Annotated in this window: 24 protein-coding genes; 4 read left to right on the top strand and 20 right to left on the bottom strand. The window is 64.6% G+C overall.

The window, feature by feature from the left end; all coding sequences use genetic code 11:
• Positions 1-4: 4 nt before the first annotated feature.
• The 6 genes from V2I08_RS10280 to htpX form a co-directional block, all read right to left on the bottom strand.
• The gene (locus tag V2I08_RS10280) at positions 5-1,774 is read right to left on the bottom strand and encodes a heparinase II/III family protein (protein ID WP_405053638.1); all 1,770 of its coding nucleotides are present in this window, start codon (positions 1,772-1,774) and stop codon (positions 5-7) included.
• Positions 1,771-2,433, bottom strand: a complete 663-nt coding sequence (gene rpe, locus V2I08_RS10275; RefSeq protein ID WP_069065437.1) for a ribulose-phosphate 3-epimerase — start codon at positions 2,431-2,433, stop codon at positions 1,771-1,773. The genes V2I08_RS10280 and rpe overlap by 4 nt, the downstream gene beginning before the upstream one ends.
• A gap of 78 nt (positions 2,434-2,511) precedes the next feature.
• Positions 2,512-3,003, bottom strand: coding sequence for a diguanylate cyclase (locus tag V2I08_RS10270; RefSeq protein ID WP_349635070.1), 492 nt, complete (start codon positions 3,001-3,003; stop codon positions 2,512-2,514).
• Between the two features lie 53 nt (positions 3,004-3,056).
• Entirely contained in the window at positions 3,057-4,349 is a 1,293-nt protein-coding gene (locus V2I08_RS10265) for a transcription antitermination factor NusB (RefSeq protein ID WP_349635014.1), read from the bottom strand.
• A gap of 81 nt (positions 4,350-4,430) precedes the next feature.
• A complete protein-coding gene (locus tag V2I08_RS10260) occupies positions 4,431-4,751 on the bottom strand; it encodes a ribonuclease E inhibitor RraB (RefSeq protein ID WP_349635013.1) in 321 nt (106 codons plus the stop codon).
• A 158-nt stretch (positions 4,752-4,909) separates the two neighbouring features.
• The gene (htpX, locus tag V2I08_RS10255; protein ID WP_349635012.1) at positions 4,910-5,842 is read right to left on the bottom strand and encodes a zinc metalloprotease HtpX; all 933 of its coding nucleotides are present in this window, start codon (positions 5,840-5,842) and stop codon (positions 4,910-4,912) included.
• 90 nt (positions 5,843-5,932) lie between these two features.
• Here htpX and V2I08_RS10250 point away from each other — a divergent pair, with 90 nt between their 5' ends.
• From V2I08_RS10250 to V2I08_RS10240, 3 genes are all read left to right on the top strand, one after another.
• Complete coding sequence (locus V2I08_RS10250) at positions 5,933-6,106, top strand: DUF1674 domain-containing protein (RefSeq protein WP_069065441.1); 174 nt, start codon at positions 5,933-5,935, stop codon at positions 6,104-6,106.
• A gap of 165 nt (positions 6,107-6,271) precedes the next feature.
• On the top strand, positions 6,272-6,715 hold the full coding sequence (locus V2I08_RS10245; RefSeq protein ID WP_310224455.1) for a hypothetical protein: 444 nt from the start codon (positions 6,272-6,274) through the stop codon (positions 6,713-6,715).
• A 132-nt stretch (positions 6,716-6,847) separates the two neighbouring features.
• Entirely contained in the window at positions 6,848-7,729 is an 882-nt protein-coding gene (locus tag V2I08_RS10240) for a UTP--glucose-1-phosphate uridylyltransferase (protein ID WP_349635011.1), read from the top strand.
• 140 nt (positions 7,730-7,869) lie between these two features.
• Here the strand turns inward: V2I08_RS10240 and ssb are convergent, their stop codons facing one another.
• From ssb to V2I08_RS10215, 5 genes are all read right to left on the bottom strand, one after another.
• Positions 7,870-8,463: a single-stranded DNA-binding protein gene (gene ssb, locus V2I08_RS10235; RefSeq protein WP_349635010.1), complete on the bottom strand. Its 594-nt coding sequence runs from the start codon at positions 8,461-8,463 to the stop codon at positions 7,870-7,872.
• Between the two features lie 30 nt (positions 8,464-8,493).
• On the bottom strand, positions 8,494-10,350 hold the full coding sequence (locus tag V2I08_RS10230) for a ferrous iron transporter B (protein WP_349635009.1): 1,857 nt from the start codon (positions 10,348-10,350) through the stop codon (positions 8,494-8,496).
• On the bottom strand, positions 10,347-10,616 hold the full coding sequence (locus V2I08_RS10225; RefSeq protein ID WP_349635069.1) for a FeoA family protein: 270 nt from the start codon (positions 10,614-10,616) through the stop codon (positions 10,347-10,349). Before V2I08_RS10225 ends, V2I08_RS10230 begins: the two co-directional genes overlap by 4 nt.
• Before the next feature lie 80 nt (positions 10,617-10,696).
• The gene (locus tag V2I08_RS10220) at positions 10,697-11,341 is read right to left on the bottom strand and encodes a COQ9 family protein (protein WP_405053641.1); all 645 of its coding nucleotides are present in this window, start codon (positions 11,339-11,341) and stop codon (positions 10,697-10,699) included.
• Between the two features lie 21 nt (positions 11,342-11,362).
• Positions 11,363-12,244, bottom strand: a complete 882-nt coding sequence (locus tag V2I08_RS10215; protein ID WP_349635007.1) for a DMT family transporter — start codon at positions 12,242-12,244, stop codon at positions 11,363-11,365.
• A gap of 71 nt (positions 12,245-12,315) precedes the next feature.
• On the opposite strand from V2I08_RS10215, the gene V2I08_RS10210 reads away from it, so the two are divergent.
• Positions 12,316-13,410: an alkene reductase gene (locus V2I08_RS10210; protein ID WP_349635006.1), complete on the top strand. Its 1,095-nt coding sequence runs from the start codon at positions 12,316-12,318 to the stop codon at positions 13,408-13,410.
• A gap of 65 nt (positions 13,411-13,475) precedes the next feature.
• On the opposite strand, the gene ribH is transcribed toward V2I08_RS10210, so the two are convergent.
• From ribH to V2I08_RS10165, 9 genes are all read right to left on the bottom strand, one after another.
• Positions 13,476-13,898 (bottom strand): 6,7-dimethyl-8-ribityllumazine synthase, encoded by a 423-nt coding sequence (gene ribH / locus V2I08_RS10205; RefSeq protein WP_349635005.1) that lies wholly within the window; start codon positions 13,896-13,898, stop codon positions 13,476-13,478.
• Positions 13,899-13,908: 10 nt separating this feature from the next.
• Positions 13,909-15,189, bottom strand: a complete 1,281-nt coding sequence (ribB, locus tag V2I08_RS10200; protein ID WP_349635004.1) for a 3,4-dihydroxy-2-butanone-4-phosphate synthase — start codon at positions 15,187-15,189, stop codon at positions 13,909-13,911.
• A 132-nt stretch (positions 15,190-15,321) separates the two neighbouring features.
• Complete coding sequence (locus tag V2I08_RS10195) at positions 15,322-15,930, bottom strand: riboflavin synthase (protein WP_349635003.1); 609 nt, start codon at positions 15,928-15,930, stop codon at positions 15,322-15,324.
• A 38-nt stretch (positions 15,931-15,968) separates the two neighbouring features.
• Positions 15,969-16,952, bottom strand: coding sequence for a bifunctional diaminohydroxyphosphoribosylaminopyrimidine deaminase/5-amino-6-(5-phosphoribosylamino)uracil reductase RibD (gene ribD, locus V2I08_RS10190; protein ID WP_349635068.1), 984 nt, complete (start codon positions 16,950-16,952; stop codon positions 15,969-15,971).
• A gap of 14 nt (positions 16,953-16,966) precedes the next feature.
• Positions 16,967-17,410: a hypothetical protein gene (locus tag V2I08_RS10185; RefSeq protein WP_310224266.1), complete on the bottom strand. Its 444-nt coding sequence runs from the start codon at positions 17,408-17,410 to the stop codon at positions 16,967-16,969.
• A gap of 123 nt (positions 17,411-17,533) precedes the next feature.
• A complete protein-coding gene (locus V2I08_RS10180) occupies positions 17,534-18,247 on the bottom strand; it encodes a TonB family protein (RefSeq protein WP_349635002.1) in 714 nt (237 codons plus the stop codon).
• A gap of 115 nt (positions 18,248-18,362) precedes the next feature.
• Positions 18,363-19,628 (bottom strand): DUF445 domain-containing protein, encoded by a 1,266-nt coding sequence (locus tag V2I08_RS10175; RefSeq protein ID WP_349635001.1) that lies wholly within the window; start codon positions 19,626-19,628, stop codon positions 18,363-18,365.
• A gap of 55 nt (positions 19,629-19,683) precedes the next feature.
• On the bottom strand, positions 19,684-22,839 hold the full coding sequence (locus V2I08_RS10170) for an efflux RND transporter permease subunit (RefSeq protein ID WP_349635000.1): 3,156 nt from the start codon (positions 22,837-22,839) through the stop codon (positions 19,684-19,686).
• A gap of 81 nt (positions 22,840-22,920) precedes the next feature.
• On the bottom strand, positions 22,921-23,316 hold a 396-nt coding region (locus tag V2I08_RS10165; RefSeq protein ID WP_405053637.1), incomplete at its 5' end, for an efflux RND transporter periplasmic adaptor subunit.

Below are 23,316 nucleotides of genomic sequence, written 5' to 3'. Positions count from 1 at the left end.
GCGCTTAGCCTGACCGCTTGAACAGCCAGCCGATGCTCGATCCACCGGGCAGTGCTTCGCTGGTCACCACCAGTTGGCGCGTCGGATGCGGTCGCCCATCGGCATCGACCCACAGGCTTTCCTCGACGCTCAACAGGCCCGTGCCGGTGCGGAACTGCCAGAGCGCGCCCATCTCGACGCGCAGCAGCGCCCCCTGATTGTCGGCGGTCAGCGTCGGCTCGACACCGGGCGCGAGGTGGAAGCGCAGCATGACAGGCAGCTTCGACGGCTTGCGCCGCCGTTCGGCCGGGGTCAACATATCTTCGCCCCGTATTTCCTTGCCGTCGCCGCTGACCAAGAGCAGGCGACGGTGGATATAACCCAGCCGCCGGACATAGCCGTCATGCGACAGATCGACCCGGCTGCCATTGTCCAGCTCCTGCCGGTTCAATTCCACCTCGGTCACGCCTTTGCCCAGCGTGCCGTCAGGCAGCAAAGCGGTGCTGTTGCAATCGTCCAGCACCAACGTGCTGTGCGCGGCCGTAGTGCGCAGCCCTTGCGCGAGGTCAGCGGGAATCCATGCCCCCTCCAGCCCGGCGCCGCCGCAATTGACGACCAGTCGGTGCGGGCCGTCACTGATCTCGATCGCGCCGGTCGATGCGCAGCCGGCTTCGGCGAGCCGGGCGACGGGCGGCGGAGCGGCATCGACCTGCACCACGGTCGCGCCTGCCGCGATCCGCTGATACCCCCAGTCGCGCGCCTGTCGCAATGGGCGGCTGCGCACGCGGCTGGCCTGCACGACGGCGTTGACGGTCGCCGGAGCGATTGCACCCGATCCCTGCCAGCTACCCAGCCCGCCATCGCCATGGGTGAGGCCGAGCAACGCCGGAACCGCGCGGCCCAGGCCTTCGTCCAGAAAAGCGGGCAGGGATTCGCGGCGGACATCGTAAACCGCGCGCAGCATGGCCAGCGCCATCACCGCGTCGACCTGGGCCATAGGCGATCGCGATACAATGCCGCCATCGGGGTGGAAGCTGCTGTCGATCGCGCGCTTGAGGCCCGCTTCCCCGAAAATCTTGCGCGACGCGCCGCCGGGGATCAGCATCGAGGCCGCCACGATCGCGCTCCAGGCGACGATGCGCGGCAGGCCCATCGGGGCCTTGTCGGCAATGCGGTCGAGATGCCGGGCGGTGCGGGCGATGCAGTTGAGGACCAGCGAACGATAGACAAGGTCGCTCGATGACAGGATCAACGGCGCATGGGCGGTCCAGAACAGCAGCCGCCAGCCCGCATTGTCCGCGCGCCAGGCCGGTTCGCTCGGCGTTTCGGCATGGGCCGCCAGCCAGCGCCGCATTACCCCTTCGGCGATCGGTGCCGCCTGTTCGCGGGTTGCCGCGCTGGCGAGATCGCGCAGCCAGCGGAAGCTGTGAATATGGTCGGCGAAGGCCGGGCCGAGATCGAGCCGCGCGAAATCGACCGTGTCGATGATCTGCTTGCGGCCCCGGAACAGGAAATAGCCCGCGCGCAACGCCTGCCCCGCCCGCGCATCGCCGGGGATATCGTCGTCGGGCACGGCCAGCAGCTTGAGCGGATATTTGCCGCGCAGCTTGCGGCCGTGGATCGGCGTCTTCCAACTGAGCAGATAGAAATGATTGGCGATCCGCTGCGCCAGCGACAGCCCCTTGTCATCCGCGACGCGAATGAGGCGCTTGCCCTGTTCTATTCCATCGTCCGTGGCCACGGAATCGGCCACCTGTCCGGTGGAAGCGGGGGAGATGCGCCGCGCGTCGTTCACCCGCCCCGCAGCTTCCGAATATTGTCGGCATAGGCGTCCGGCCCGCCCCGAAAGGTGGCGGTGCCCGCGACCAGCACGTCGGCCCCAGCCGCGATCGCCATCGGCGCGGTGGTCAGGTCGATGCCGCCATCGACCTGCAAGCGGATGTCGCGGCCCGACTTGTCGATCATCTTGCGGATCGCCTCAATCTTGCGCAACTGGTTCATGATGAAGCTCTGTCCGCCGAACCCCGGATTGACGCTCATCACCAGGATGAGGTCGACATCGTCGATCAGATAATCGAGCATCTTGGCAGGCGTACCGGGGTTCAAGACCACGCCCGCCTGCACGCCCAGCGATTTGATATGCTGGATCGAGCGATGGATATGCGGCCCGGCTTCGGGATGGACGGTGATGATGTCCGCACCCGCCTGCGCGAAGGCGTCGAGATATTGGTCGACCGGCGAAATCATCAGATGGACGTCGAATGGCTTGGCGCTGTGCGGGCGCAGCGCCTTCACGACGGCAGGGCCGATCGTGATGTTGGGCACGAAATGCCCGTCCATGACGTCGATATGCACCCAATCGCAGCCCGCCGCATCGATAGCGCGAACCTCCTCGCCCAAGCGGGCGAAGTCGGCGGAGAGGATGGACGGAGAGATGAGAATGGGCCGGGTCATTAACCGTTTGCCTTAGCTACGGCTTGGACTCAGGGCAACGGGGATTTGGCGATGAAACGATAAGTTTGTGCGGTGCGTCTATAGCATCACGAAGACCGTTGGGTCCAGGCGGCGCGAGCAAGGTGCGCCGGGCGGCAGGAGTTGTTTGACGCCATGCAAGGCGGTCACCTCGCCCGCCTGATCCAGCAGGGGCGCGGCGATCAGGCGCAGGGCACATTGGCCCATGCCGTCGGCCTGGTGGATATCGACGTCGAGGGTGAAACCGCGCTTGTGGCGGATGGCGTAGCTGCGCAATCGCTCCATCGCCTCTCGCGACTCCGAGGCGTACAGCGACACGGACAAGGTTCGCGGTACGACGCTATGCCGTTCCAGCCCGAACATGTCATAGACCCCCGCTGTCCAGCTCAGCGTCTCATCAGTCAGGTCGCAATGCCACAGACCCAGCCCCCGTTCGGCCAGAGCCACATCATTGCGCGCCAGCGACGGGTCGAGCGTGACCGGCGCCAGATAGTCGTGCAGGTCAAATAGCGGCCAGCTATGATGCAGGGGCAGAGGCTCGATCGGTCTCATCATGCACCTTTCCGTCGGAAATATGTCCGTCTTAAGCCCTTCTTGGTTAAGGCTTAGTTCGCTCCCCTGACAAGCCGTGCAATGAAAAATCCGTCCGCGCCGCCGCGATCGGCCAGCGTATCGGGCAAGGTGCGCAGCCAGCCGTCCGACGTCGGGACAAAGCCATCGGGCAATTCGCCGGGCTGCACCGGGTGGATCGCGAAATCGGGCCGTGCGGCGAGGAAGCGAGCGATCTGATCCTCGCCCTCCGCCTGTTCCAGCGAGCAGGTGGCGTAGATGATACGCCCATCCGGTTTGACCCAATCGGCGGCGCGGGCGAGCAGGTCGCCCTGCAACGTCGCCAGCTCCTCGATCTGGCGTGCGCCGATGCGGTGCAGCACGTCGGGATGGCGGCGATAGATGCCGGTCGCGGTGCAAGGCGCGTCGAGCAGGATCGCATCGACCGGCGCGTCGGGCTGCCAAGTGCGCAGATCGGCCTGGGCAACCTGGGCGGTGAGGCCGATGCGCGTGAGGTTTTCGGTCAGTCTTTCCAGCCGCTTGGCGGACTGGTCGAGCGCGGTGACATGCCACCCCGCCGCCGCCAGTTGCATCGTCTTGCCGCCGGGTGCGGCGCACAGGTCGAGCGCGCTGCGCCCAGCCCCTTGCCCCAGCAACCGCGCCGCGCAGGAGGCGGCGATGTCCTGCACCCACCAGGCCCCCTCGGCAAAGCCGGGCAATTCGGGAATCGGAACGCCATCGGGCAGGCGGACATGGCCCGGCGCAAGGCTGGTGCCGCCCAGTTCCTCGGTCCAGCGCGCGGTTTCCGCTGCGTCGCGGAGGCTGATGTCCACCGGCGGCCGGATGGCATAGGCGCGGGCGGCCGCTTCCACCATCGCTGCGCCCCATTGCGCGTCCCAGCGGGCGGCGACTTCGGCGGGGAGCGTGGGTGGCACGGGCAGCGTCGGCGCAGCGCGGGTCACCGTGCCGAACACGCCATGGACCAGCTTGCGCGGGCCGCCATCGACCAGCGGCAGCGCGGTGGCGATCGCGGCATGGGGCGGCGTGTCGAGCGCCAGCGTCTGGACGAGGGCAATGCGCAGCACCATCCGCGCCTTGGCATCGGGCGGCAAGACCTGCTGCGTCGCGCCGTCGATCAGCGCGTCGAGATCGGGCAGATGGCGCAGCGTTTCGGCGGCGATGGCATGGACCAAGGCGCGATCAGCGGGCGGCAATCCCTGCGCCGCGCCGTGCAGCGCCAGTTCGAGCGGATCGCCCCGCCGCAGCACCGCGTCGAGCAGCCGGAGCGCGGCGCGGCGGGCGGGAAGGCCAGGGACAGTGTCGGGATGGGGTTGTGATTTACGGACCATGCACGGTCCCTAGGCGGAATTAGCTGAAAAGACACGCCTGTTTGGCGGGAACTCAGTCATGAACCCATAACATGAATGGGATCAGACCCGAAAGAAGCCCCAGCCATCTGCTCGGCCCTGATACGACCGTGCCAGAGCGTCGAGGCACGCTTCCGTGCCTGTGATATTTTCACAGGTTGGCACCATTTCTTTCGATGCCGTGACGTCCCAAGGGGCATCCTCCCGATCAACTTCCTGAATCGCGATGGAGAAGCCATCCTGCTGCGCGTCTCGCGCGAACGCATTGGCTGAAGCCTCATGAGGAAAGATGTGCGAGAAGTCGATCAAGCGCGGCGGACCAAGGTCGCTCCCTTTGGCTTCGAGATCCTGCAACACCCAGGCATTTTCTTCGAACAGCGACATTGGCACCTCGCAAAAGCAATTACTTCTAGGGCTACGCGATCCGTCTCGGTCACAATCCAATCGAGTGTTTCTGTCCCAAGCTCAAGTCTTCCACAGTATCGACTTCATGGCCCAGTTCACATCAATGCACCTCTAGCCCTGCGCTTGAGCGTCTCATCCTAATCCCGCCCGTGCGGATCAAGGGCGCTGCGGCGGCGCGGGCGTGGGGCGACGGGTGAGAGGGCCGAGGCGCGCGGTGGCGTGCGAAGCGCCGGAGCGCCCATGTGCGCGGCCATATCTTCCAGCGCGGCAATGCGCTTTTCCGTCGCGGGGTGGGTAGAGAAAAGCTCGCTGACATGGGTCGGCACGATGTAGAGTTGCGCTGCGGCCGGGTTGCGCTGCGCCACGGGGTTGGGAATGCGTTCGGCCTGGCCTGCAATCTTGGCGAGGGCGGAGGCGAGCGCACGGGGGTTGCCGCTGATTTTAGCGCCGCCTTCGTCCGCGCCATATTCGCGGTGACGGCTGATCGCCATCTGCACGATCATCGCGGCAAAGGGCGCGACGATCACGGCCAGGATGGTCGCGATCATATTGCCATGGCCATTTTGATTGTCGCCGCTGCGGAAGAAGAGGCCGAAATTGGCCAGCATCGAAATGGCACCCGCAATCGTCGCCACCATCGTCATGATCAAGGTGTCGCGATTTTGCACATGCGCCAGTTCATGCGCCATCACGCCCGCCACTTCGTCGCGGTTCAGCATCGCCAGCAGGCCGGTGGTCGCGGCGACGGCGGCATGATCGGGATCGCGCCCGGTGGCGAAGGCATTGGGCGCTGGCTGGTCGATCAGATACACGCGCGGCATCGGCAGTCCGGCCCGCTGCGCCAGATCACGCACCAGTCCGTAAAATTCCGGCGCGCTATTGGCGTCCACTTCGCGGGCATTGTGCATCGACAGCACGATCTTGTCGGCGTTCCAGAAGGTGACAAGGTTCATGCCCGCCGCGACCAGCAACGCGATGATCGCCCCGCCGCTGCCGCCCAGCGTATAACCAAGCCCCATGAACAGCGCCGTCAGCGCCGCCAGCAACATGGTGGTCTTCAACCCGTTCACTTGCACTTGCCTCCGTTGCAACCCAGATAGATCATTGCAGATGAATATGGGGTTGCTCCTGGCGCTCCGCAATCGAAAGGCCGCGTCATCATGGGAAGTTTCAACGGCAAGCGCCCGGCGCATGTGCAGGCTCCGGCGCATCTGTCCAAAAGCCCGCCGGTGCCCCAGCCCGACCCGATCGACGCCCCGACGAGGCACACCGAGGAGATGAGCCCGGTGCGCTATGGCGATTGGGAGCGGAAGGGAATTGCGATTGATTTTTAGGACTTAGCGCCTCCTTCCTCCGCTCGCCGCCCTTTTTGCACGGCTGCCGCCAGGCCGTGTTATGCGCACGAGCGGACACCGATCGCCCTATGGCCTTTTGTCCCACGTCCTGTGCAGGATTTGGACAAAGGAGTATGGGGCGTGGGATTGCAGCTAGTTTCCGATATGACGATGAAGCCGGTTTCCGATTATGCGCCGCAGGACGCGGCGCTGCTCTGTGCGGTGGGGCGACTGGTCTGCGCCTGGACGATGCTGGAACAAAGCCTGGAGGCCAAGATCGGCCTGTTGCGCGAAGCGATGGGCGATATCCGCACGGTGGGCGCGCGCACCCGGCCAAGCATGGCCAAGCTGATGACCGAATTGCGCACCATGGTCGCGATGCGCGACCGGCGCAACGCGAGCGCCTTGACCGAAATTTCCGCAATCGAGCGCGACATGCAGCGGATCGACCGTTTCCGCGCGCTCATCATCAATGGTTTCCAGCAACCGGCCGAGGACGGCTTTACCTGTCGCGACGGGCGCAATACCCAGATTCATGTCTCGCTCGACCAGCTTGAAATCGAGATCGCTTCGCTCGACCAGATCGCACAGCGACTTTTAGCGGTATAATAGCGGTATAATATTCGCGCTGCGTGAACATCGCTTTCCCGAACATGGTATGTCGCCGTCGTAACGCTTGACCTTTGCAGCAAGGATGGCGATGCCTTGCTTCATCCCGCCTCACAGCGAGAATGGAGTAGCATGTCCAACAAACCTATCCGCAAGGCCATTTTCCCCGTTGCGGGGCTTGGCACCCGCTTCCTGCCCGCGACGAAGGCGGTGCCCAAGGAATTGCTGCCGGTCGTTGATCGCCCGCTGATCCAATATGCGGTGGACGAAGCGCTGGAAGCCGGGATCGAGCAGATGATCTTCGTCACCGGGCGTGGCAAAGGGGCGATCGAGGATTATTTCGACATCGCCTATGAGACCGAGGCGACGCAGCGCGAGCGCGGCAAGGATCTGTCGGCGCTAGACGGGACGCGGTTGCTGCCGGGCAATGCGGTATTCCTGCGCCAGCAGGAGCCGCTGGGTCTGGGCCACGCCATCTGGTGCGCGCGCGACATCATCGGCGACGAACCCTTCGCCATCCTGCTGCCCGACGAGTTTATGAAGGGCGCGCCGGGGCATGGCTGCATGAAGCAGATGGTCGATGCCTATGAACAGGTCGGCGGCAATCTGGTCTGCGCGCTCGAAATTCCGATGGAACAGACGCCGAGCTATGGCGTGATCGATCCGGGTGCGCGCGATGGCGTGCTGACGGAGGTCAAGGGGCTGGTCGAAAAGCCTGCGCTCGGCACCGCGCCCTCCAATCTCATCCTGCCTGGTCGCTATATTTTACAGCCCGAAGTGATGAAGATCCTGGAAACGCAGGAAAAGGGGGCTGGCGGCGAAATCCAACTGACCGATGCCATGGCTTCGCTGATCGGGCAGCAGCCCTTCCATGGCGTGACCTTTGACGGCCGCCGTTTCGATTGCGGGTCGAAAGCGGGCTATGTTGAGGCCAATCTGGTGCTGGCACTGGAGCGTGAGGATATGGGCGCGCATATCCGCGCTTTTGCCGCCGCCGAACTGGCGCGCGGCTAAAAGGAGATTATCCTCCCCCTGTGGGGGAGGTGGCTGGCGAAGCCAGACGGAGGGGTGTCGCCGTCTCGATAGGGGTGCACCCCTCCGTCAGGGCTACGCCCTGCCACCTCCCCTTCCAGAGGAGGATTTCTTTGTGCCGATCAGAACGGCACTTCGTCGTCCAGGTCGTTGTCGAAATTGGGGCTGCCTGCGCCACCGCGGCTGCCGCCGGCTGCACCACCCGAAGCGCGGCCGCCACCAAAGCCGCCGCCCTGGCCACCGCCAAAGTCGTCGGCATCGCCGCCGCCATAGCCGCTCGAACCGCCGCCCCAGTCGCTAACGCCCTGCTGCGCGCGACCACCGCCGCCACCGCCATAGCCGCCACCCTGACCGCCGCCGCCCGGCGCGCCGTCCAGCATGGTCAGGACCGAGCCCAGACCCTGCAACACGACTTCGGTGGAATAGCGGTCGTTACCCGACTGGTCCTGCCATTTGCGGGTGCGGAGCTGACCTTCGATATAGACTTTGCTGCCCTTGCGCAGGAAGCGTTCGGCGACGCCGACCAGACCTTCGGAGAAGATCGCGACCGTGTGCCATTCGGTACGCTCCTTCTTCTCGCCGCTCATCCGGTCCTTCCAGCTTTCGGATGTGGCGATGCGCAGGTTGCACACCTTGCCGCCATTCTGGAAGCTCTTGACCTCCGGGTCCGCGCCCAGATTGCCGACCAGAATGACCTTGTTGACAGACCCTGCCATGATTCCTCCGAATGCCTTGAAAGCGGCCCCTTATAGTCCCGCTGCGGTCGCCGTCCAGTAAGTGACGCCCGCCGCGACATAGGCAAGCGCAAACAGATAGCCGACCATGAACATGGGCCATTTCCAGCCATTGGTTTCGCGTCGCGTGACGGCGATCGTCGAAATACATTGCGGCGCGAAGATGAACCAGGCGAGGAAGGCGAGCGCGGTGGGCAGGGGCCACTGGTCCTTGAGCCGGTCGCCCAGGCTTTTTTCCAGCAGTGCCTCGTCATCGCCCGCCTCGATCGAATAGACGGTGGCGAGCGCGGATACCGCGACTTCACGCGCCGCCATGGCGGGGATGAGCGCCAGCGAAATGTCGCGGTTGAAGCCGATCGGCTCCAGCACCACCGTCAGGCCGCTGGCGATGCGTCCGGCCACCGAATGATCGACCTGGCTGACCGAGCTGCCGTCCGGTACTTTGGGGAAAGACAGCAACAGCCACAGGATCACGGTGGACGCGAAGATGATCGTGCCGGCGCGCTTGAGGAAGGTCATGGCCCGCTGCCACAGGCCGAGCAGGATGTCCTGCGCGCGCGGCCATTGATATTTGGGCATTTCCATCAGGAAGCCGCCGCTGGCGCCCTTGGTCACGGTCATCCGCAGGATCAGCGCCACCAGCATCGCGCCAACGATGCCCGCGACATAGAGGCAGAAGAGGACGAAGCCCTGCAACCCCACGCCCGGCAGCACGTCGCGCGCGGGGATGAAGGCCCCGATGATGACGGCATAGACCGGCAGGCGCGCCGAGCAGGTCATCAGCGGCGCGATGAGGATCGTCGTCAGCCGATCGCGCGGATCCGCGATCGTCCGCGTCGCCATGATGCCGGGAATCGCGCAGGCGAAGGAGGACAGCAGGGGAATGAACGCGCGGCCTGACAGGCCGACCCTGGCCATGATGCCATCCATCAGGAAGGCGGCGCGGACCATATAGCCGGTCGCCTCCAGCATGAGGATGAAGAAGAAGAGGATCAGAATCTGCGGCAGGAACACCACAACTGAGCCGACGCCGTTGATGACGCCATCCACCAGGAAGGAGCGGATGATGCCATCGGGCAGCGTGTCGCGCACGGCGCTGGCGGCGGCTTCGGCCATCCCCTCGATCATCGCGATCGGCGCTTCGGACCAAGCATAGACCGCCTGGAACATCACGAACAGCAAGGCGAGCAGCAGCAACAGGCCAAAGACGGGATGCAGCGCGACGCGATCGACCGCCGCCGTCAGGCGACGCGAGGGGGTTTCGCGCACGATCCCGGCGCGGGCGATGCGCCGCGCTTCGGCGCGCAGGGCGTCGAAATCGCGGTCGGGCGCGGCGGCGCGCACCGCGCGGCCCTCGCCCAGCATCTCGCCCAGTGCTTCGCGCAGATGATCGAGGCCACGCTTGCGCACCGCGACGGTGGCGATGACGGGTACGCCCAGTTCGCGCGACAGGGTCGCGGCGTCCAGTTCCAGCCCGTCGCGGGTGGCAAGATCGACCATGTTCAGCGCCACGATCGTCGGCAGGCCGAGCGCGATCAGTTCCAGCGCGAACCGCAGATGATTGTCGAGATTGGCGGCATCGACCACGATCACCAGCGCGTCGGGGCGTTTTTCACCCACCTGCTTGCCCATCACGACATCGCGGGTCACCTGCTCGTCGGGGCTGCCGGGATCGAGGCTGTAGGTGCCGGGCAGGTCGACCAGCTCGATCGGGCGACCATCGCTGAGCGACAGGCGGCCTGCCTTGCGTTCGACGGTGACGCCGGGATAATTGCCGAGCTTCTGCCGCGCGCCGGTCAGCGCGTTGAACAGGGCGCTCTTGCCCGCATTGGGATTGCCGACCAGCGCGACCAGGGGCAGCGCGCTCATGCGGCGCGGTCCTGATCGCGACTGTCCGGGCCGGTGCGGACCGTGACGGCGGCGGCATGGCTGCGGCGCATGGCGATGGTCATGCGGCCGACCTTGCAGGCGATCGGCCCGCGCCCGAAAATACCGCCCCGGTGCAGCGCCTCGACGCTCGCGCCTTCGCACAGGCCGAATTCGCGCAGGCGCTGGCCTTCGGAAGGAGACAGAGCGGACCAGTCGATCAGGTCAACATAAGCGGGCTGGCGCAGCGGCAGGTCGGTCAGGCGCACGGCAATGGATACTCTCAGCATGATTGCTGCGAGTGACTATCAATACCGATTGGGAAAGGCCAGCGCGAATCGCGTCTGCGTCAGATCGCGGGGTAGCGCAGCCGCCCGACGAAGCGCGCGAGGCTGAGCCGTTCGCCGCCGCCGACGCCCTTGATCCTGGCCTTGAGCTTTTCAAAGCGCATCACCCCTTCGATCCGCCGCGCGAGAAAGGCGCGGGTGTCGACATGGTCATCGCTGGCGTCATCGACGAACACCAGCAGCGTTGCGGCATAGACCCCGGCGAGCGTCATCCGCTTGGTATAATGGGCCAGGTCCGTGCTGGTGTCGCCCGCCGCGCGCCACATGGCATCGGCCGCGCGCCAGCCCAGCCGGGCGGCCCGCGCAGTGTTGGTCGGCATGGCGAGGATCGCCAGCGCCCGACGCAGCGCTTCCCGATCGGGGGCGATGAGGGCGAGCCGCGCCTCGATCAGCGCGATGATCTTCTTGCGGATCGACAGGGCATCCAGCGTTTCGGGCGGCAGCGCATCGAGCATCGCCGCATCGATGCTGGCGAACCAGGCGTCGATCATGTCGACCGGGCCATCGGCGAAGGCGAGCGCGGCGATATCCGAATCCACGCCCTTTTCCGCCGCCGCCATCATCACGGCCTCCTTGCGCCATCCGTCGAAGGCGGCGTGGCGGGCCAGCACGGGGGCCAGAAGATCGCGGATTTCGTCGAGGGTCATATCCTGGGTCATGACCCCAATCTAGGAGCGGGTGGGCAGTCGCACAAGCACCAGCGCCGCGCCAACCGCAACCGTTCCGATCATGTCGGTGATGCTGAGCCATTCGCCGAACATCAGCCAGCCCAGCAGCACCGAGACGGCGGGTTGCAGCAACAGGCTCAACCCCAAGATCAGCGGCGAAAACCAACCGATCGCATAGGTGAGCAGCCCCTGCCCGATCAACTGGCTCGACAAAGCCAGGATCAGCAGCGGCGTCCAGTTGCCCGGCATGATCCGCTCCCCCAGCCATACAGCGCAGAGCAGCAGGGTCGGCGCGCTGGCGACGCTCGACACGGCGAGCACCGACCAACTGTCGAGACGCCCGCGTGCGCTCTGGATGATCAGGATATAGGCGGTATAGAAGACCCCCGCGAGCAGGCAGAGCAGATCGCCGCGCAGATTGACCGGCGACAGGTCATAGCTGCCCCCCATCAGAACCAGCGCGCCCGCGCCCGCCAGCAGCAGCGCGGCTACCTGGATTCGCGTCGGGCGCTGGCGCAGCACCAACAGCGCCCAGGCCGGGAGCATCAGCGCGCTCATATTGCCGAAGAGGGTCGCATTGGCGACCTTGGTATGGATGATGCCCAAATGCCAGGCGGCGAGGTCGCCTGCGAACACCACGCCCGCCAACAGCATCACGCCCCATTCGCTTCGCGTCGGCGGCGTACGCGCGAGCCGGGGAATGGCGAGCAGCAGCAGCACGGGCAACGCCAGCGTCAACCGCCAGAAGGCCGCCGCCACTGGCCCGACATCGGCCAGCCGCACCATTACCGGGCCGAGCGAGAGCATGATATTCGCCAGGATCAGCGCCGGAAAGGCGAGGCGTGGTATGTCCATCGGGGTTGCGGGGGTTGAACTGGGCATGGCGGCTCCCTAGCTGGCTTTGGCACCCAAGTCCCGTTGCAAATTGCAACCTTGAAAGTTCGGGAGATTCCATGACCAGCCTGTTCGACCCTATCCAGATCGGCACGATCGACGCGCCCAACCGCATCCTCATGGCGCCGCTGACCCGTGGCCGCGCTACCCGCGACCATGTGCCCACCCCGATCATGGTGGACTATTATCGCCAGCGCGCAGGCGCGGGCCTCATCATCAGCGAGGCGACCGGCGTGTCGCGCCAGGGGCTTGGCTGGCCCTACGCGCCCGGCCTCTGGTCCGACGAGCAGGTCACCGCCTGGCAGCCCGTGACGCAAGCCGTGCATGACGCAGGCGGACGAATTATCGCCCAGCTATGGCATATGGGGCGGCAGGTCCATTCGAGCGTCACCGGCGAACAGCCGGTATCGTCCAGCGCCACCGCGACGGCAGGCGACGCGCATACATATGACGGCAAGGCACCGTTCGAGACCGCCCGTCCGCTGGCGATCGAGGAAATTCCCGCGCTGATCGAAACTTACGTCCGGGCCGCGCAGAATGCCATTCGCGCCGGGTTTGACGGGGTGCAGATCCACGCCGCCAATGGCTATCTGATCGACCAGTTTCTGCGCGACAATGCCAATTTTCGCGACGATGATTATGGTGGCAGCGTCGAAAACCGCGTTCGCCTGCTGCGCGAGGTCACCCAGGCGGTGGTCGATGCGATCGGCGCGGACAAGGTGTCGGTGCGCCTGTCACCCAATGGCGACAGCCAGGGCGTGGACGATAGCGATCCCGCTACGCTGTTCGCCCATGCCGCCGACGTGCTGAACGCAATCGGCATCGCCTCGCTCGAACTGCGCGAGCCGGGTCCGAACGGCACCTTCGGCGCGACCGACGTGCCACGCCAGTCGCCGCTGATCCGCCAGCATTTCAAGGGGCCACTGATCCTGAACAGCGATTATGACAAGGCGCGGGCGCAGGCCGATCTCGACAGCGGCCTTGCCGATGCGATCAGCTTTGGCCGTCCCTTCATGGCCAACCCCGATCTGGTCGAGCGGCTGCGCGACGATGCGCCGCTGAACCCGCCCCAGCCTATGCCGACCTGGTATGGTCCGGGCGAGGCTGGCTATACCGATTACCCGACGCTGGTGCGGACACGCGCACCAGCCTGATCGGGTCGATAGTCGGCCGGACCGTCTCCCCCTCCGGCCGACTATCCTATTTTCAGCGCGCGAATTTAGATCGCGAACTTCTGGCGCAGGCCAAGCATGGCGATCGCCGCCTTGGCCGCCTCGCCGCCCTTGTCCTTTTCCGTCATCTTGGCGCGGGTCAGGGCCTGCGCCTCATCTTCAACGGTCAATATGCCGTTGCCGATCGGGATACCGTCCATCGACAAGGCCATCAGGCCGCGCGCGCTTTCGTTCGAGACGACTTCGAAATGATAGGTTTCGCCGCGGATCACCACGCCGATGGCGATGAAGCCGTCATAGCGCCCGGTTTCCGCCGCCAGCGCCACCGCGCCTGGAATCTCCAGCGCGCCCGGCACCGTCACCACCTCATATTTATGCCCCTCATCATCGAGTGCGGCCGTCGCGCCCTCGATCAGCAGGTCGTTGAGATGGTCGTAGAAGCGCGCTTCGACGATCAGGAATTTGGCCATGGTAAATCCTTTACAACTCGATCGGACGCTGCCCAACCACGGCCAGGTCATAGCCGTCAAGCGCGATCAGGCTATGGTTGCTGTTGGTCAGCAGGATCATGTCATGCACGCCGAGTTCGGCCAATATCTGCGCGCCCGCGCCATAGTTGCGTAGTTCGTCCATGTCGCCTTGCGCCGCACCGGAATGATATTGGAGCATCCGCGTCAGCATATCTGGCTCGTCGCCGCGCAGAAGGACGATGATACCCGCGCCTTCCGCGCCGATAATCTCCATCGACCGGGCAAGCATGCCGGCGCGCGGTCCCTCTTTACCGAACGTATCGGTCAACGGCGAAAATTGATGCATCCGTACCAGGGTTGGCTGGTCAGGGATTACATGCCCCTTCTGCAACGCCAGTTGCTCGGTCTGGGTCGCCTTGTTGAAAAAGCTGATTGCCTTCCAGTCGCCGCCCCATTTGCTCTGGAAAGTCGCTTCGGCACGGCGTTCGACAATATGATCATGCCGACGGCGATAGGCGATCAGGTCGCGGATCGTGCCGATCTTCATCTTGTGCTTCGCGGCAAAGGGAATGAGGTCGTCGAGGCGGGCCATGGTGCCATCATCCTTCATCACCTCGCAGATGACGCCGGATGGATTGAGGCCCGCCAGCCGCGCGACGTCCACCGCCGCTTCGGTATGGCCGGTGCGGACCAGCACGCCGCCATCCTTGGCCACCAGGGGAAAGACATGGCCCGGCGTCACGATGTCCGCCTTGCCCTTCGACCCGTCGATCGCGACCGATACGGTGCGCGCGCGGTCGGCGGCGCTGATGCCGGTGGTCACGCCTTCGCGCGCCTCGATCGATACGGTGAAGGCGGTTTCGTGGCGGGTGCCGTTGTTGCGGCTCATGAGGCCAAGGCCCAGTTCCTCGACCCGCGTCTTGGTCAGCGCCAAGCAGATGAGGCCGCGGCCGTGGGTGGCCATGAAATTGATCGCGTCCGGGGTCGCCATTTGCGCTGGAATGACCAGGTCGCCCTCATTTTCGCGATCCTCATCATCGACCAGGATGAACATGCGGCCGTTGCGCGCTTCGTTGATGATCTCTTCTGGCGAGGCGAGCGCGGTGCCGCCCTCGCGCTTCAACAGATAGGCCTCCAGCTTGCCCAGCGTGTCGGCGGTCGGGTTCCAGTCGCCCTCGCCCAGCTTGCGCAGCGAATTGGCGTGGAGACCGGCGGCGCGCGCCAGCCCGGAACGGGACATGCCGCCATCGGTGACGAGGCTGCGAACGGTATCGAGAAGTGCGGACGACATGAAAACGACTCCTGCCCGGAAAGGACCGGGGCCGTATATCACATTGCAATGTGATTATTTCAAGCCACAATCACATCGTGCGATTTTCGTCGGTCGTGATTTTCGAGTCGTGCAATAGCCATTCACTTAAAATCACTTGGTGCGAAGGCTCTGCATCCGATCAAGATAGCGCGCCAGCACGTCAATCTCCAGATTGAAGCTGCGCCCCTGGGGCAGGGCATCAAGCGTGGTTTCAGCGGTGGTATGCGGAATGATGTTGAGGCCGAAATGGACGCTGCCATCCGCCTGGTCCTCGACACTGTTCACGGTCAACGAAATCCCGTCCAGCGTGATCGACCCCTTGGCCGCCAGCGCGGCCGCCAGCGCAGCGGGCGCGGCGATGATCAGGCGCATAGAATCGCCTTCGGGCGTGGCCGACACAAGGTGCCCGACACCGTCGACATGGCCCGTGACGATGTGCCCGCCCAGTTCGTCGCCGACCTTGAGCGCGCGTTCGAGGTTCAGCCGCCCCCCTTCCGCCCACAGACCCGGCGCGGTGCGCGCGACGGTTTCAGCCGACAGGTCGACCGCGAACCAGTCCGCGCCTTTTTCCACCACCGTCAGGCACGCACCCGAACAGGCGATCGACGCACCAATCGCCACGGTGTCCATGGCATAGCCGCTGCCGATGACCAGCCGCAGGTCGCCGCGCTGCTCCGCGCTGCGGATGGTGCCGATGTCGGTGATGATGCCGGTGAACATGCGTCCTGATCCATCTATTGGGGCCTGTACCCCGGCCTCTAAGCGCTCCGAACCGCCTCGTAAACCTCAAGTCCGTCGGCACCCAGCCGCCGTTCGTCGATCAGCCGCCAGCGGCCATGCGCCTCGCTCAAGTCGGTCAGTCCGATGTCGCCGATCCCTGCAAGGCCATTACCGATGAGAATCGGCGCGCGATAGAGCATCAGCCGATCAACCAAGCCCGCACGGAGGAAAGCTGCTGCCGTGGCCGCCCCGCCCTCCACCAGCAGATGATCGACCCGGTCGAGCGTCGATATGTCGTCCGGCGCGCTGATACGTTCCCACCCGTCGGGCGCTTCACCCCGACTGAGCAGGATGCGGCGCGGACTGCGCCCCTCAAGCCCGGCGATCCGCACATCGAGGCGCGGCGCGTCGGCGCGCAGCGTGCCGCCGCCGACCAAAATTGCGTCATGCCGCGCCCGCTCCATATGGGCGTGGGCGCGCGCTTGCGGGCCGGTGATCCAGCGGCTGGAACCATCGGCCAGCGCGATCTGGCCATCAAGTGAGAGAGCGAGCTTGAGCGTCACATGCGGCCGCCCCAGCGTCTGGCCCAGCACGAACCCCGCCATGGCGCGGGCGGCATCCTCTGCCATCAGGCCCATGTCGACCGTGATGCCCCGTTCACGCAACCAGGCCGCCCCCTGTCCGTCGGTGCGCGGATCGGGATCGCGCAGCGCGATCACGACGCGGGCCACGCCTGCGCGTGCCAGCAGGTCGGCGCAACGCGGCCCGCGTGGCGACAGATGAAAACAGGGTTCCAGCGTCACATAGCAGCAAGCGCCATGCGCGCGGTCGAGCGCCTGTTCCAGCGCCTGCGCTTCGGCATGGGGCCGCCCGCCCTTTTGCGTCCAGCCGCGCCCGACGATATGGCCGTCGCGCACGATGATGCAGCCGACATTGGGATTGGGGGTCGAAAGCCCGCGCCCGCGCCGCGACAGCGCGATGGCCGCGGCCATGATACGCCGGTCGGCCTCTACATCATGTATCGGCACCGTCGCGGTCAGGGCTGCTGCGCCCCTTCAGCCTTCTTGGCCTCAGCCAGGCGCGCATCGAGCATGGCGTCGATCCGTTCCAGCGCTTCCTTGCGCCGGGCACTGTTGCGCGCAGCATCTTCGCGCCATTCGATGCCGACCATGTCGGCGATCTTCTGCATGTCCTTCTGCTTGGCCGCCAGCGCGACCTCGTAGCGGGCAATGTCCATCTTCTGCTGCAAAATCACCGCCGCGTCGGACCGGCTGGCGTCCCAGCTTTTGACATAGATGATCTTGTTGCGCGTCGGCATCGTGTTGGTGTTGCCATCGACGATAAACGCCCAGATAATGACATAGGTGATCGCGGCCGACAGGCCCAGCAAGGGCCATTTATGCGGGCGCTGCTCAAGGAAATAGCCCCAAAGATCATGGGCAGCCCTTTTGGGGGAAACGGGACGGGGAAAGATCGCCATGCCCGCCTTATAGGGCAGGCTTGACCAGGATGCAAAAGAGTCTGTTGCTTGCCGCGAAATGGTGCTGCCCTGCCCTGCCAACCCGCGTTGGCAGGGCAGGGCCGATGCCCCTGTCTGGGCGGATTACCGTTCGGTCAGCGTGAAGCGCACAGTCAGCACCTTGGTCGCCGCTACCGCAACGCCATCGCGCGTGGCGGGACGGAATCGCCATTGGCGCAGTGCATGGCGCCGGGTCGCCAGCCAGAAACTCTCATCGCTCGCGGCAAGACGTTCAATGTCGGTTACCCGACCCTCCGCACTGATCGTCACCCGCACCGTTACTGTTCCTTCCACGCCCTGCCGGATCATGCTGCCGGGATAATCGGGCTGGAAACCAGACAGGGCGCGCGGGTCGATCGTCGGCTCGACCATTACAGGCACATGCGGCGGGGCGGCGGGTGGCAGGATGATGGTGGGGCCTGGCTCTATGCCCTCCCCTGATCCTGAGCCGCCAGTGATGATGGGATCACCCTGGCTCAGCGGCACGATCGGGTCCGCCGCAGTGGGCCGCGAGGGCATCGGCCGATTTGGAACCGGCTGCACTTTGGTCGAATCGTGCGCCTTGGGTGGTGGGGAATCAGGCAGCGGGACATTGGTGGTCACCAGAGGCGGCAGTGTGAACACCTGATCTATCATCGTCTGAGGGATCATCAGCCAGACCCCGATCGCCACCATATGGACGGCGATCGCGCCGCCAATGCCAAATGGCGACCCCTTGCCGCCCTGATAGCCTGACGGCGCAGTGGCTGCCGCCTCCTGCCGTTGATTGCCCGTCGCCTGAACTGCCAGCCTGCGCATCGTTCGACTCCTCTCCACACCGCCCGTCTTTGGACGGATCATGCAATGTTACATCATATTATAATGATATGTTGCAACATTATTTTTGAGGATCGAGATCGAGGAACCGCGAGGTCTATAGGGCAACATCAATCATGTGCAGGATCAGCCCCACAAGGCCACCGACCAACGTACCGTTGATGCGGATATATTGCAGATCGCGACCAACGGCATTCTCCAGCCGATTGGTGATGGTGCCCGCATCCCAGCCGCGCACCGTATCGCTCACCAGCCGCACGATCGCGTCGCCATAGGTCGCGGTCGCGCCTACGGCCGCGCGCCGAACGAAACGGTTGATGACCAGCCGCAGCCGCGCATCCTCCTGCAATGTGCCGCCCAATTGACGAAGCGCTTCGCCCAGTCGCCCGGCCATCGCCCGGCCCGGATCGCGCACCGCGCGCAGCAGTCCGCCGCGCGCCTGTTCCCACAATCCGTCGATCCAGCGCTGCATGGCGGGATTATCCAGTATCTCGTCACGGATTGTTGCCGCCTTGGCCTGCATCTCCGAGTCAAATTGCAGGTCGAAGGCCAGTTTCGCCATGCCCTCTTCCGCCTTGAGGCGCAGGTCATGCCCCGGATCAGCCGCCATTTCGGCCAACATCTTGCGCAGTCCGTCGATGATCGCATTGGCCAGATTTTCATCCAGCCCGGTCCAGCGCAGCACCTTGCCCGCCTTGTCATGCACCATCTGGCGGATCAGATGGTCATTGGCTTCCAGCGTCTTGTCGGCCCAATGGATCAGGCTGTCCATGACCGGCGCATGGCGGCCGTCGCGCATCGCCGCCTCGATCGCCTGGCCGATCAGCGGCCCGATGTTGATGCCACGCAGTCGCTGGCCGATCGCGCCCTTGACCATGCCGCCCAGCCGTTCCTGGTCCAAAGCTTCCAGCATGTCGGCGATCAGGCGCGAGGCCCCTGCGCGCAACCGCCCGTCGCCCGCCGAGGGACTGGCGAGGAAGCGACCCGCCGCCGATGCCACATCCATTCCCCGCATCCGCCGGGCGACGACGGCCGGGGTCAGGAAATTGTCGCGCAGGAACAGCGCCAGCGTATCGCCTATCCGGTCCTTGTTGCGCGGGATGATCGCGGTATGCGGGATGCGCAGGCCGAGGGGATGGCGGAACAGCGCGGTGACCGCGAACCAGTCGGCCAGGCCGCCCACCATCGCCGCTTCGGCGAAGCTCTGCACAAAGCCGATGGCGGGATGAAGATGCACCGTCGCGCGCGCCGTAATGAAGATCAGCGCCATCACCAGCAGCATGGCGGTGGCGACGATCCGCATGCGCCGCGCGGGATTAGGCAGGCTGTCGCCGGTCGACCGGGGGGCGCGGAGCAATTTCATGGCCCCTTAACGGTTACGCCGCCCAATCGTTCAGGCAAAGCCCAAATCCGCGACCTTATTCGGCGGGCAGAGGCACGCCCTTGTCGTCGCCCTTCTTATAGGTCAGCAATCCGCGGCTCAATCGCGGCCCGACCCAGCTTTCAATCGCGATTGCCAGGCTGAAGGTCGCCGGCACGATCACCAGCGTCAGCACGGTCGACAGCAGCAGGCCGCCGATCACCGTGATGCCCATCGGCGCGCGCCAGGCCCCATCGCCCGACAGCGACAAGGCGGTGGGCACCATGCCCGCCACCATCGCCACGGTCGTCATGACGATCGGCTGTGCGCGTTTATGGCCCGCGTCCACGATCGCCTCGAACTTGGGCACGCCCTTGTCGATTTCCTCCAGCGCGAAGTCGATGACGAGGATGGAGTTTTTGGCGACGATGCCGAGCAGCATCAACAGGCCGATGAACACCGGCATCGACAAGGGCTGGCCGGCGATATGCAAGGCGAGCGCTCCGCCAAGCGGTGCGAGCAGCAGCGACCCCAGATTGACGAAGGGTGGCATGATCCTCTTGTAGAGCAGGGTCAGAACCGCCAGCACCAGTAATATGCCCGATGCCACCGCGATCGCGAAGTTGACGAGCATTTCCGCCTGCCACTTGGCGTCACCTGCGCTGATTTTCTGGACGCCCTGAACGCGGCCTTCATTGATCGCCTTCATCAACGGCAGGGCGTTGAGCTTTGCCAAGCCCTGGCTGGTGACGACCCCCGGTGCCAGATCGGCACCGACAACAATACGGCGGATCTGGTTATAGCGGCGAATCTGCGTCGGGCCTGCGCCGAATGTGATGTCGGCAACCACCTTGAGCGGGACGAAGCCGCCATTGACCGTCGGCACGGGCATATTCTCGATCGTGCCGAGATCCTTGCGGCTTTCCTCCGTGATCGACACGCGGATCGGAATCTGGCGGTCGGACAGCGAGAAGCGGGCGCTGTTCTGATCGATGTCGCCGATCGTGGCGATACGGATCGACTGGCTGAGCGCGGCCGTCGTGACACCCATGCTTGCGGCCAGGTCGAGACGCGGCCGGATGATGATTTCGGGCCGCTGCATGTCGCCCTGCACGCGCGGCGCACGCAATTCGGGAATACGCGCCATTTCCGCCACCAACTGGTTGGCCACCTGATCCAGCTTCACCGGATCGTCCGACCCGAACATCATGATGATATCACGGCCAAAGCCGCCACCCGACTGCGACTGGAAATTGATTCGTGCATCCGCGATCGTCTGGAATTGGGGCGCGATCTTGCGCTCCCAGTCGACCGATGACATCGGCCGATCCTTTTTCAGTGTCAGGAAGATGTCGGCATTGGTGGTTTTGATGTCGGCAAAGGCGGCATCGACCACCTTCGTATCAGCCGCCAGCATGTCCGCAACCTTGCGGGTGATCGCCGTTGTCTGCGCCAAGGTACTGCCCGGCACGGTTTCGATCTTCACCTGACTGAAATCCGTATTGGTCGTAGGCTGGAACGTCATAGGCAGCGTCCAGAAGGCAATGATCGTCGCGATGAACGCCAGCGCGCCGAACCCTACGGTCCACACCCGATGATCGAAGAATATGGCGGTAAAGCGATGCCAGCCGCCCCGCGCCCGACGCGCGACAGCCCGGCGTTCGTCGAGCGACCAGCGCAGCACGCTCATATAGCGGTCCATCAGCCAGCCTTCGCCATGGCTTTCCTCGCCATGCGCCTTGAGGAAATAGGCTGCAATCATCGGCGTGATGAGACGCGCCACGGCCAGGCTCATGAGCACGGCGACCACCACGGTCATGCCGAACTGAATGAAGAACTGACCCGAAAGACCCGGCATCAGCGCAACCGGCAGGAACACCGCGACGATCGCCATGGTGGTGGCCAACACGGCCAAACCGATTTCGTCGGCGGCGTCGATCGACGCCTGATAGGCGCTTTTGCCCATGCGCATATGGCGCACGATATTCTCGATCTCCACGATGGCGTCATCGACCAGCACACCCGCCACCAGGCTGAGCGCCAGCAGCGAAATGCCGTTGAGCGTGAAGCCCATCATGTCCATGAACCAGAAGGTCGGGATCGCCGAGAGCGGGATCGCCAGCGCCGAAATCAATGTCGCGCGCCAGTCGCGCAGGAACAGGAAGACGATAACGACCGCCAGCACCGCGCCCTCGATCATCGCGGCCATGGCCGAATGATATTGCTCCTTGGTATAATCGACGCTGGTATAAAGCTGCTTATAGGTAACCTTGGGGTTTTCCTTGCGGAGCTTGTCCAGCTCCTTCATCGCCTCGTCATAGACGGTGACGTCCGACGAACCCTTCGCCTTTTCGAGGCTGAAACTGGTGACCTGCCGCCCGTTCATCAGCGCCAGGCTGCGCTGTTCGGCATACATATCACGCACGTCGGCAATGTCGGCCAGTTTGACGGTACGGCCGCCGGTAATGGCGATCTGGGTCGCACCCAGGTCGCGCGCATCACGCGCATTGCCCAGCACGCGGATCGACTGTTCGGCCCCGGCGATTTCGGTACGACCGCCCGCGGCGTTCAGATTGACCTGATTAAGCTGCTGGTTCACCTGCGCCGCAGTAATACCGAACGCCTGCAATTTGGCCGGGTCCAGGATGACGCGGATTTCCCGGCTGACGCCGCCGCCCCGATTGACCGCCGCCATGCCGCTGACCGACAACAAGCGCTTGGCGACCGTATTGTCGACATACCAGGACAGTTCCTCCAACGTCATGTCGGTCGCTTCGGCACTGAAATAGGCGATAGGCCCGCCGTCAATGTCGATCCGGGTGACCTGCGGCTCCAAAATCCCGTCAGGCAAGTCGCTGCGGATCTGGTCCACCGCATTTTTGACGTCGTTGACCGCGCGATCGACCGGGGTGCCGATCTGGAATTGCACATTGGTCAGCGACTGACCTTCTGAGGCGAAGGAGGTGATATCCTCGACCCCGCTGATACCGCGTACCGCCGCTTCGATCCGCTGGGTAACCTGGGTTTCCAATTCGGTCGGGGCCGCGCCGGGCTGGCTGACGATCACGCTGACTGCGGGGAAGCTGATGTCGGGATTATTGTTGACGTCCATCCGGCTGAAACTGACGATTCCTGCCAGCAGCAGCGCAGCGAACATCACCAGCGGTGTCACCGGATTGCGGATCGCCCATGCGGACATATTGCGAAAACTCATGACGGGCTTTCCCTCGCCGGACGGTACGCCGCCCCTCTCTTCAAATCCATCCAGCGCGCGCCGTTGTCGGCCGCGCCGGCCCTAGCTGCCCTTGATCGCTTCCGGCTTGACCTTCTGCCCCGGCGTCAGGAACGCCCCGGCCGATGTCACGATCTTTTCCTGCCCCGTAATACCGCCGGTGACAGCGACGCCCGCATCGGAAACCTGTCCGACCGTTACATCGCGTCGCTCGACCATATTCTTGGCGTTGACGATATAGACATAATTGCCCTTGGCGTCGCTCTGCACCGCCGATTCCGGCAGCAACGGCGCGGTCCCCGATCCGCTGGTAATCGTCACCGCGGCAAAGCCACCAGGGCGGATCGCCGGGTTATAAGGAATGGCGACACGCGCAATGCCCTGTTGGGGTGGACGGCCTCCGTACGGCATCAGAATGTGCCAGAGTGAGTCGTTAGATCTCAATCGAAGGAGACCGCC

The sequence above is a fragment of the Sphingobium sp. MK2 genome, from assembly GCF_040170545.1.
Lineage (GTDB): Bacteria > Pseudomonadota > Alphaproteobacteria > Sphingomonadales > Sphingomonadaceae > Sphingobium.
The sequence above is the reverse complement of the archived record's forward strand: the minus strand, read 5'-3'. Positions and strand labels throughout refer to the sequence as shown.

Excerpts from the sequence above, each read along its gene's own strand:
- rpe (WP_069065437.1), bottom strand. The coding sequence starts at position 2,433 with ATGACCCGGCCCATTCTCATCTCTCCGTCCATCCTCTCCGCCGACTTC.
- V2I08_RS10270 (WP_349635070.1), bottom strand. The coding sequence starts at position 3,003 with ATGAGACCGATCGAGCCTCTGCCCCTGCATCATAGCTGGCCGCTATTT.
- V2I08_RS10265 (WP_349635014.1), bottom strand. The coding sequence starts at position 4,349 with ATGGTCCGTAAATCACAACCCCATCCCGACACTGTCCCTGGCCTTCCC.
- V2I08_RS10260 (WP_349635013.1), bottom strand. The coding sequence starts at position 4,751 with ATGTCGCTGTTCGAAGAAAATGCCTGGGTGTTGCAGGATCTCGAAGCC.
- V2I08_RS10250 (WP_069065441.1), top strand. The coding sequence starts at position 5,933 with ATGGGAAGTTTCAACGGCAAGCGCCCGGCGCATGTGCAGGCTCCGGCG.
- V2I08_RS10245 (WP_310224455.1), top strand. The coding sequence starts at position 6,272 with ATGACGATGAAGCCGGTTTCCGATTATGCGCCGCAGGACGCGGCGCTG.
- V2I08_RS10240 (WP_349635011.1), top strand. The coding sequence starts at position 6,848 with ATGTCCAACAAACCTATCCGCAAGGCCATTTTCCCCGTTGCGGGGCTT.
- ssb (WP_349635010.1), bottom strand. The coding sequence starts at position 8,463 with ATGGCAGGGTCTGTCAACAAGGTCATTCTGGTCGGCAATCTGGGCGCG.
- V2I08_RS10230 (WP_349635009.1), bottom strand. The coding sequence starts at position 10,350 with ATGAGCGCGCTGCCCCTGGTCGCGCTGGTCGGCAATCCCAATGCGGGC.
- V2I08_RS10220 (WP_405053641.1), bottom strand. The coding sequence starts at position 11,341 with ATGACCCTCGACGAAATCCGCGATCTTCTGGCCCCCGTGCTGGCCCGC.
- V2I08_RS10215 (WP_349635007.1), bottom strand. The coding sequence starts at position 12,244 with ATGCCCAGTTCAACCCCCGCAACCCCGATGGACATACCACGCCTCGCC.
- V2I08_RS10210 (WP_349635006.1), top strand. The coding sequence starts at position 12,316 with ATGACCAGCCTGTTCGACCCTATCCAGATCGGCACGATCGACGCGCCC.
- ribH (WP_349635005.1), bottom strand. The coding sequence starts at position 13,898 with ATGGCCAAATTCCTGATCGTCGAAGCGCGCTTCTACGACCATCTCAAC.
- ribB (WP_349635004.1), bottom strand. The coding sequence starts at position 15,189 with ATGTCGTCCGCACTTCTCGATACCGTTCGCAGCCTCGTCACCGATGGC.
- V2I08_RS10195 (WP_349635003.1), bottom strand. The coding sequence starts at position 15,930 with ATGTTCACCGGCATCATCACCGACATCGGCACCATCCGCAGCGCGGAG.
- V2I08_RS10185 (WP_310224266.1), bottom strand. The coding sequence starts at position 17,410 with ATGGCGATCTTTCCCCGTCCCGTTTCCCCCAAAAGGGCTGCCCATGAT.
- V2I08_RS10180 (WP_349635002.1), bottom strand. The coding sequence starts at position 18,247 with ATGCGCAGGCTGGCAGTTCAGGCGACGGGCAATCAACGGCAGGAGGCG.
- V2I08_RS10175 (WP_349635001.1), bottom strand. The coding sequence starts at position 19,628 with ATGAAATTGCTCCGCGCCCCCCGGTCGACCGGCGACAGCCTGCCTAAT.
- V2I08_RS10170 (WP_349635000.1), bottom strand. The coding sequence starts at position 22,839 with ATGAGTTTTCGCAATATGTCCGCATGGGCGATCCGCAATCCGGTGACA.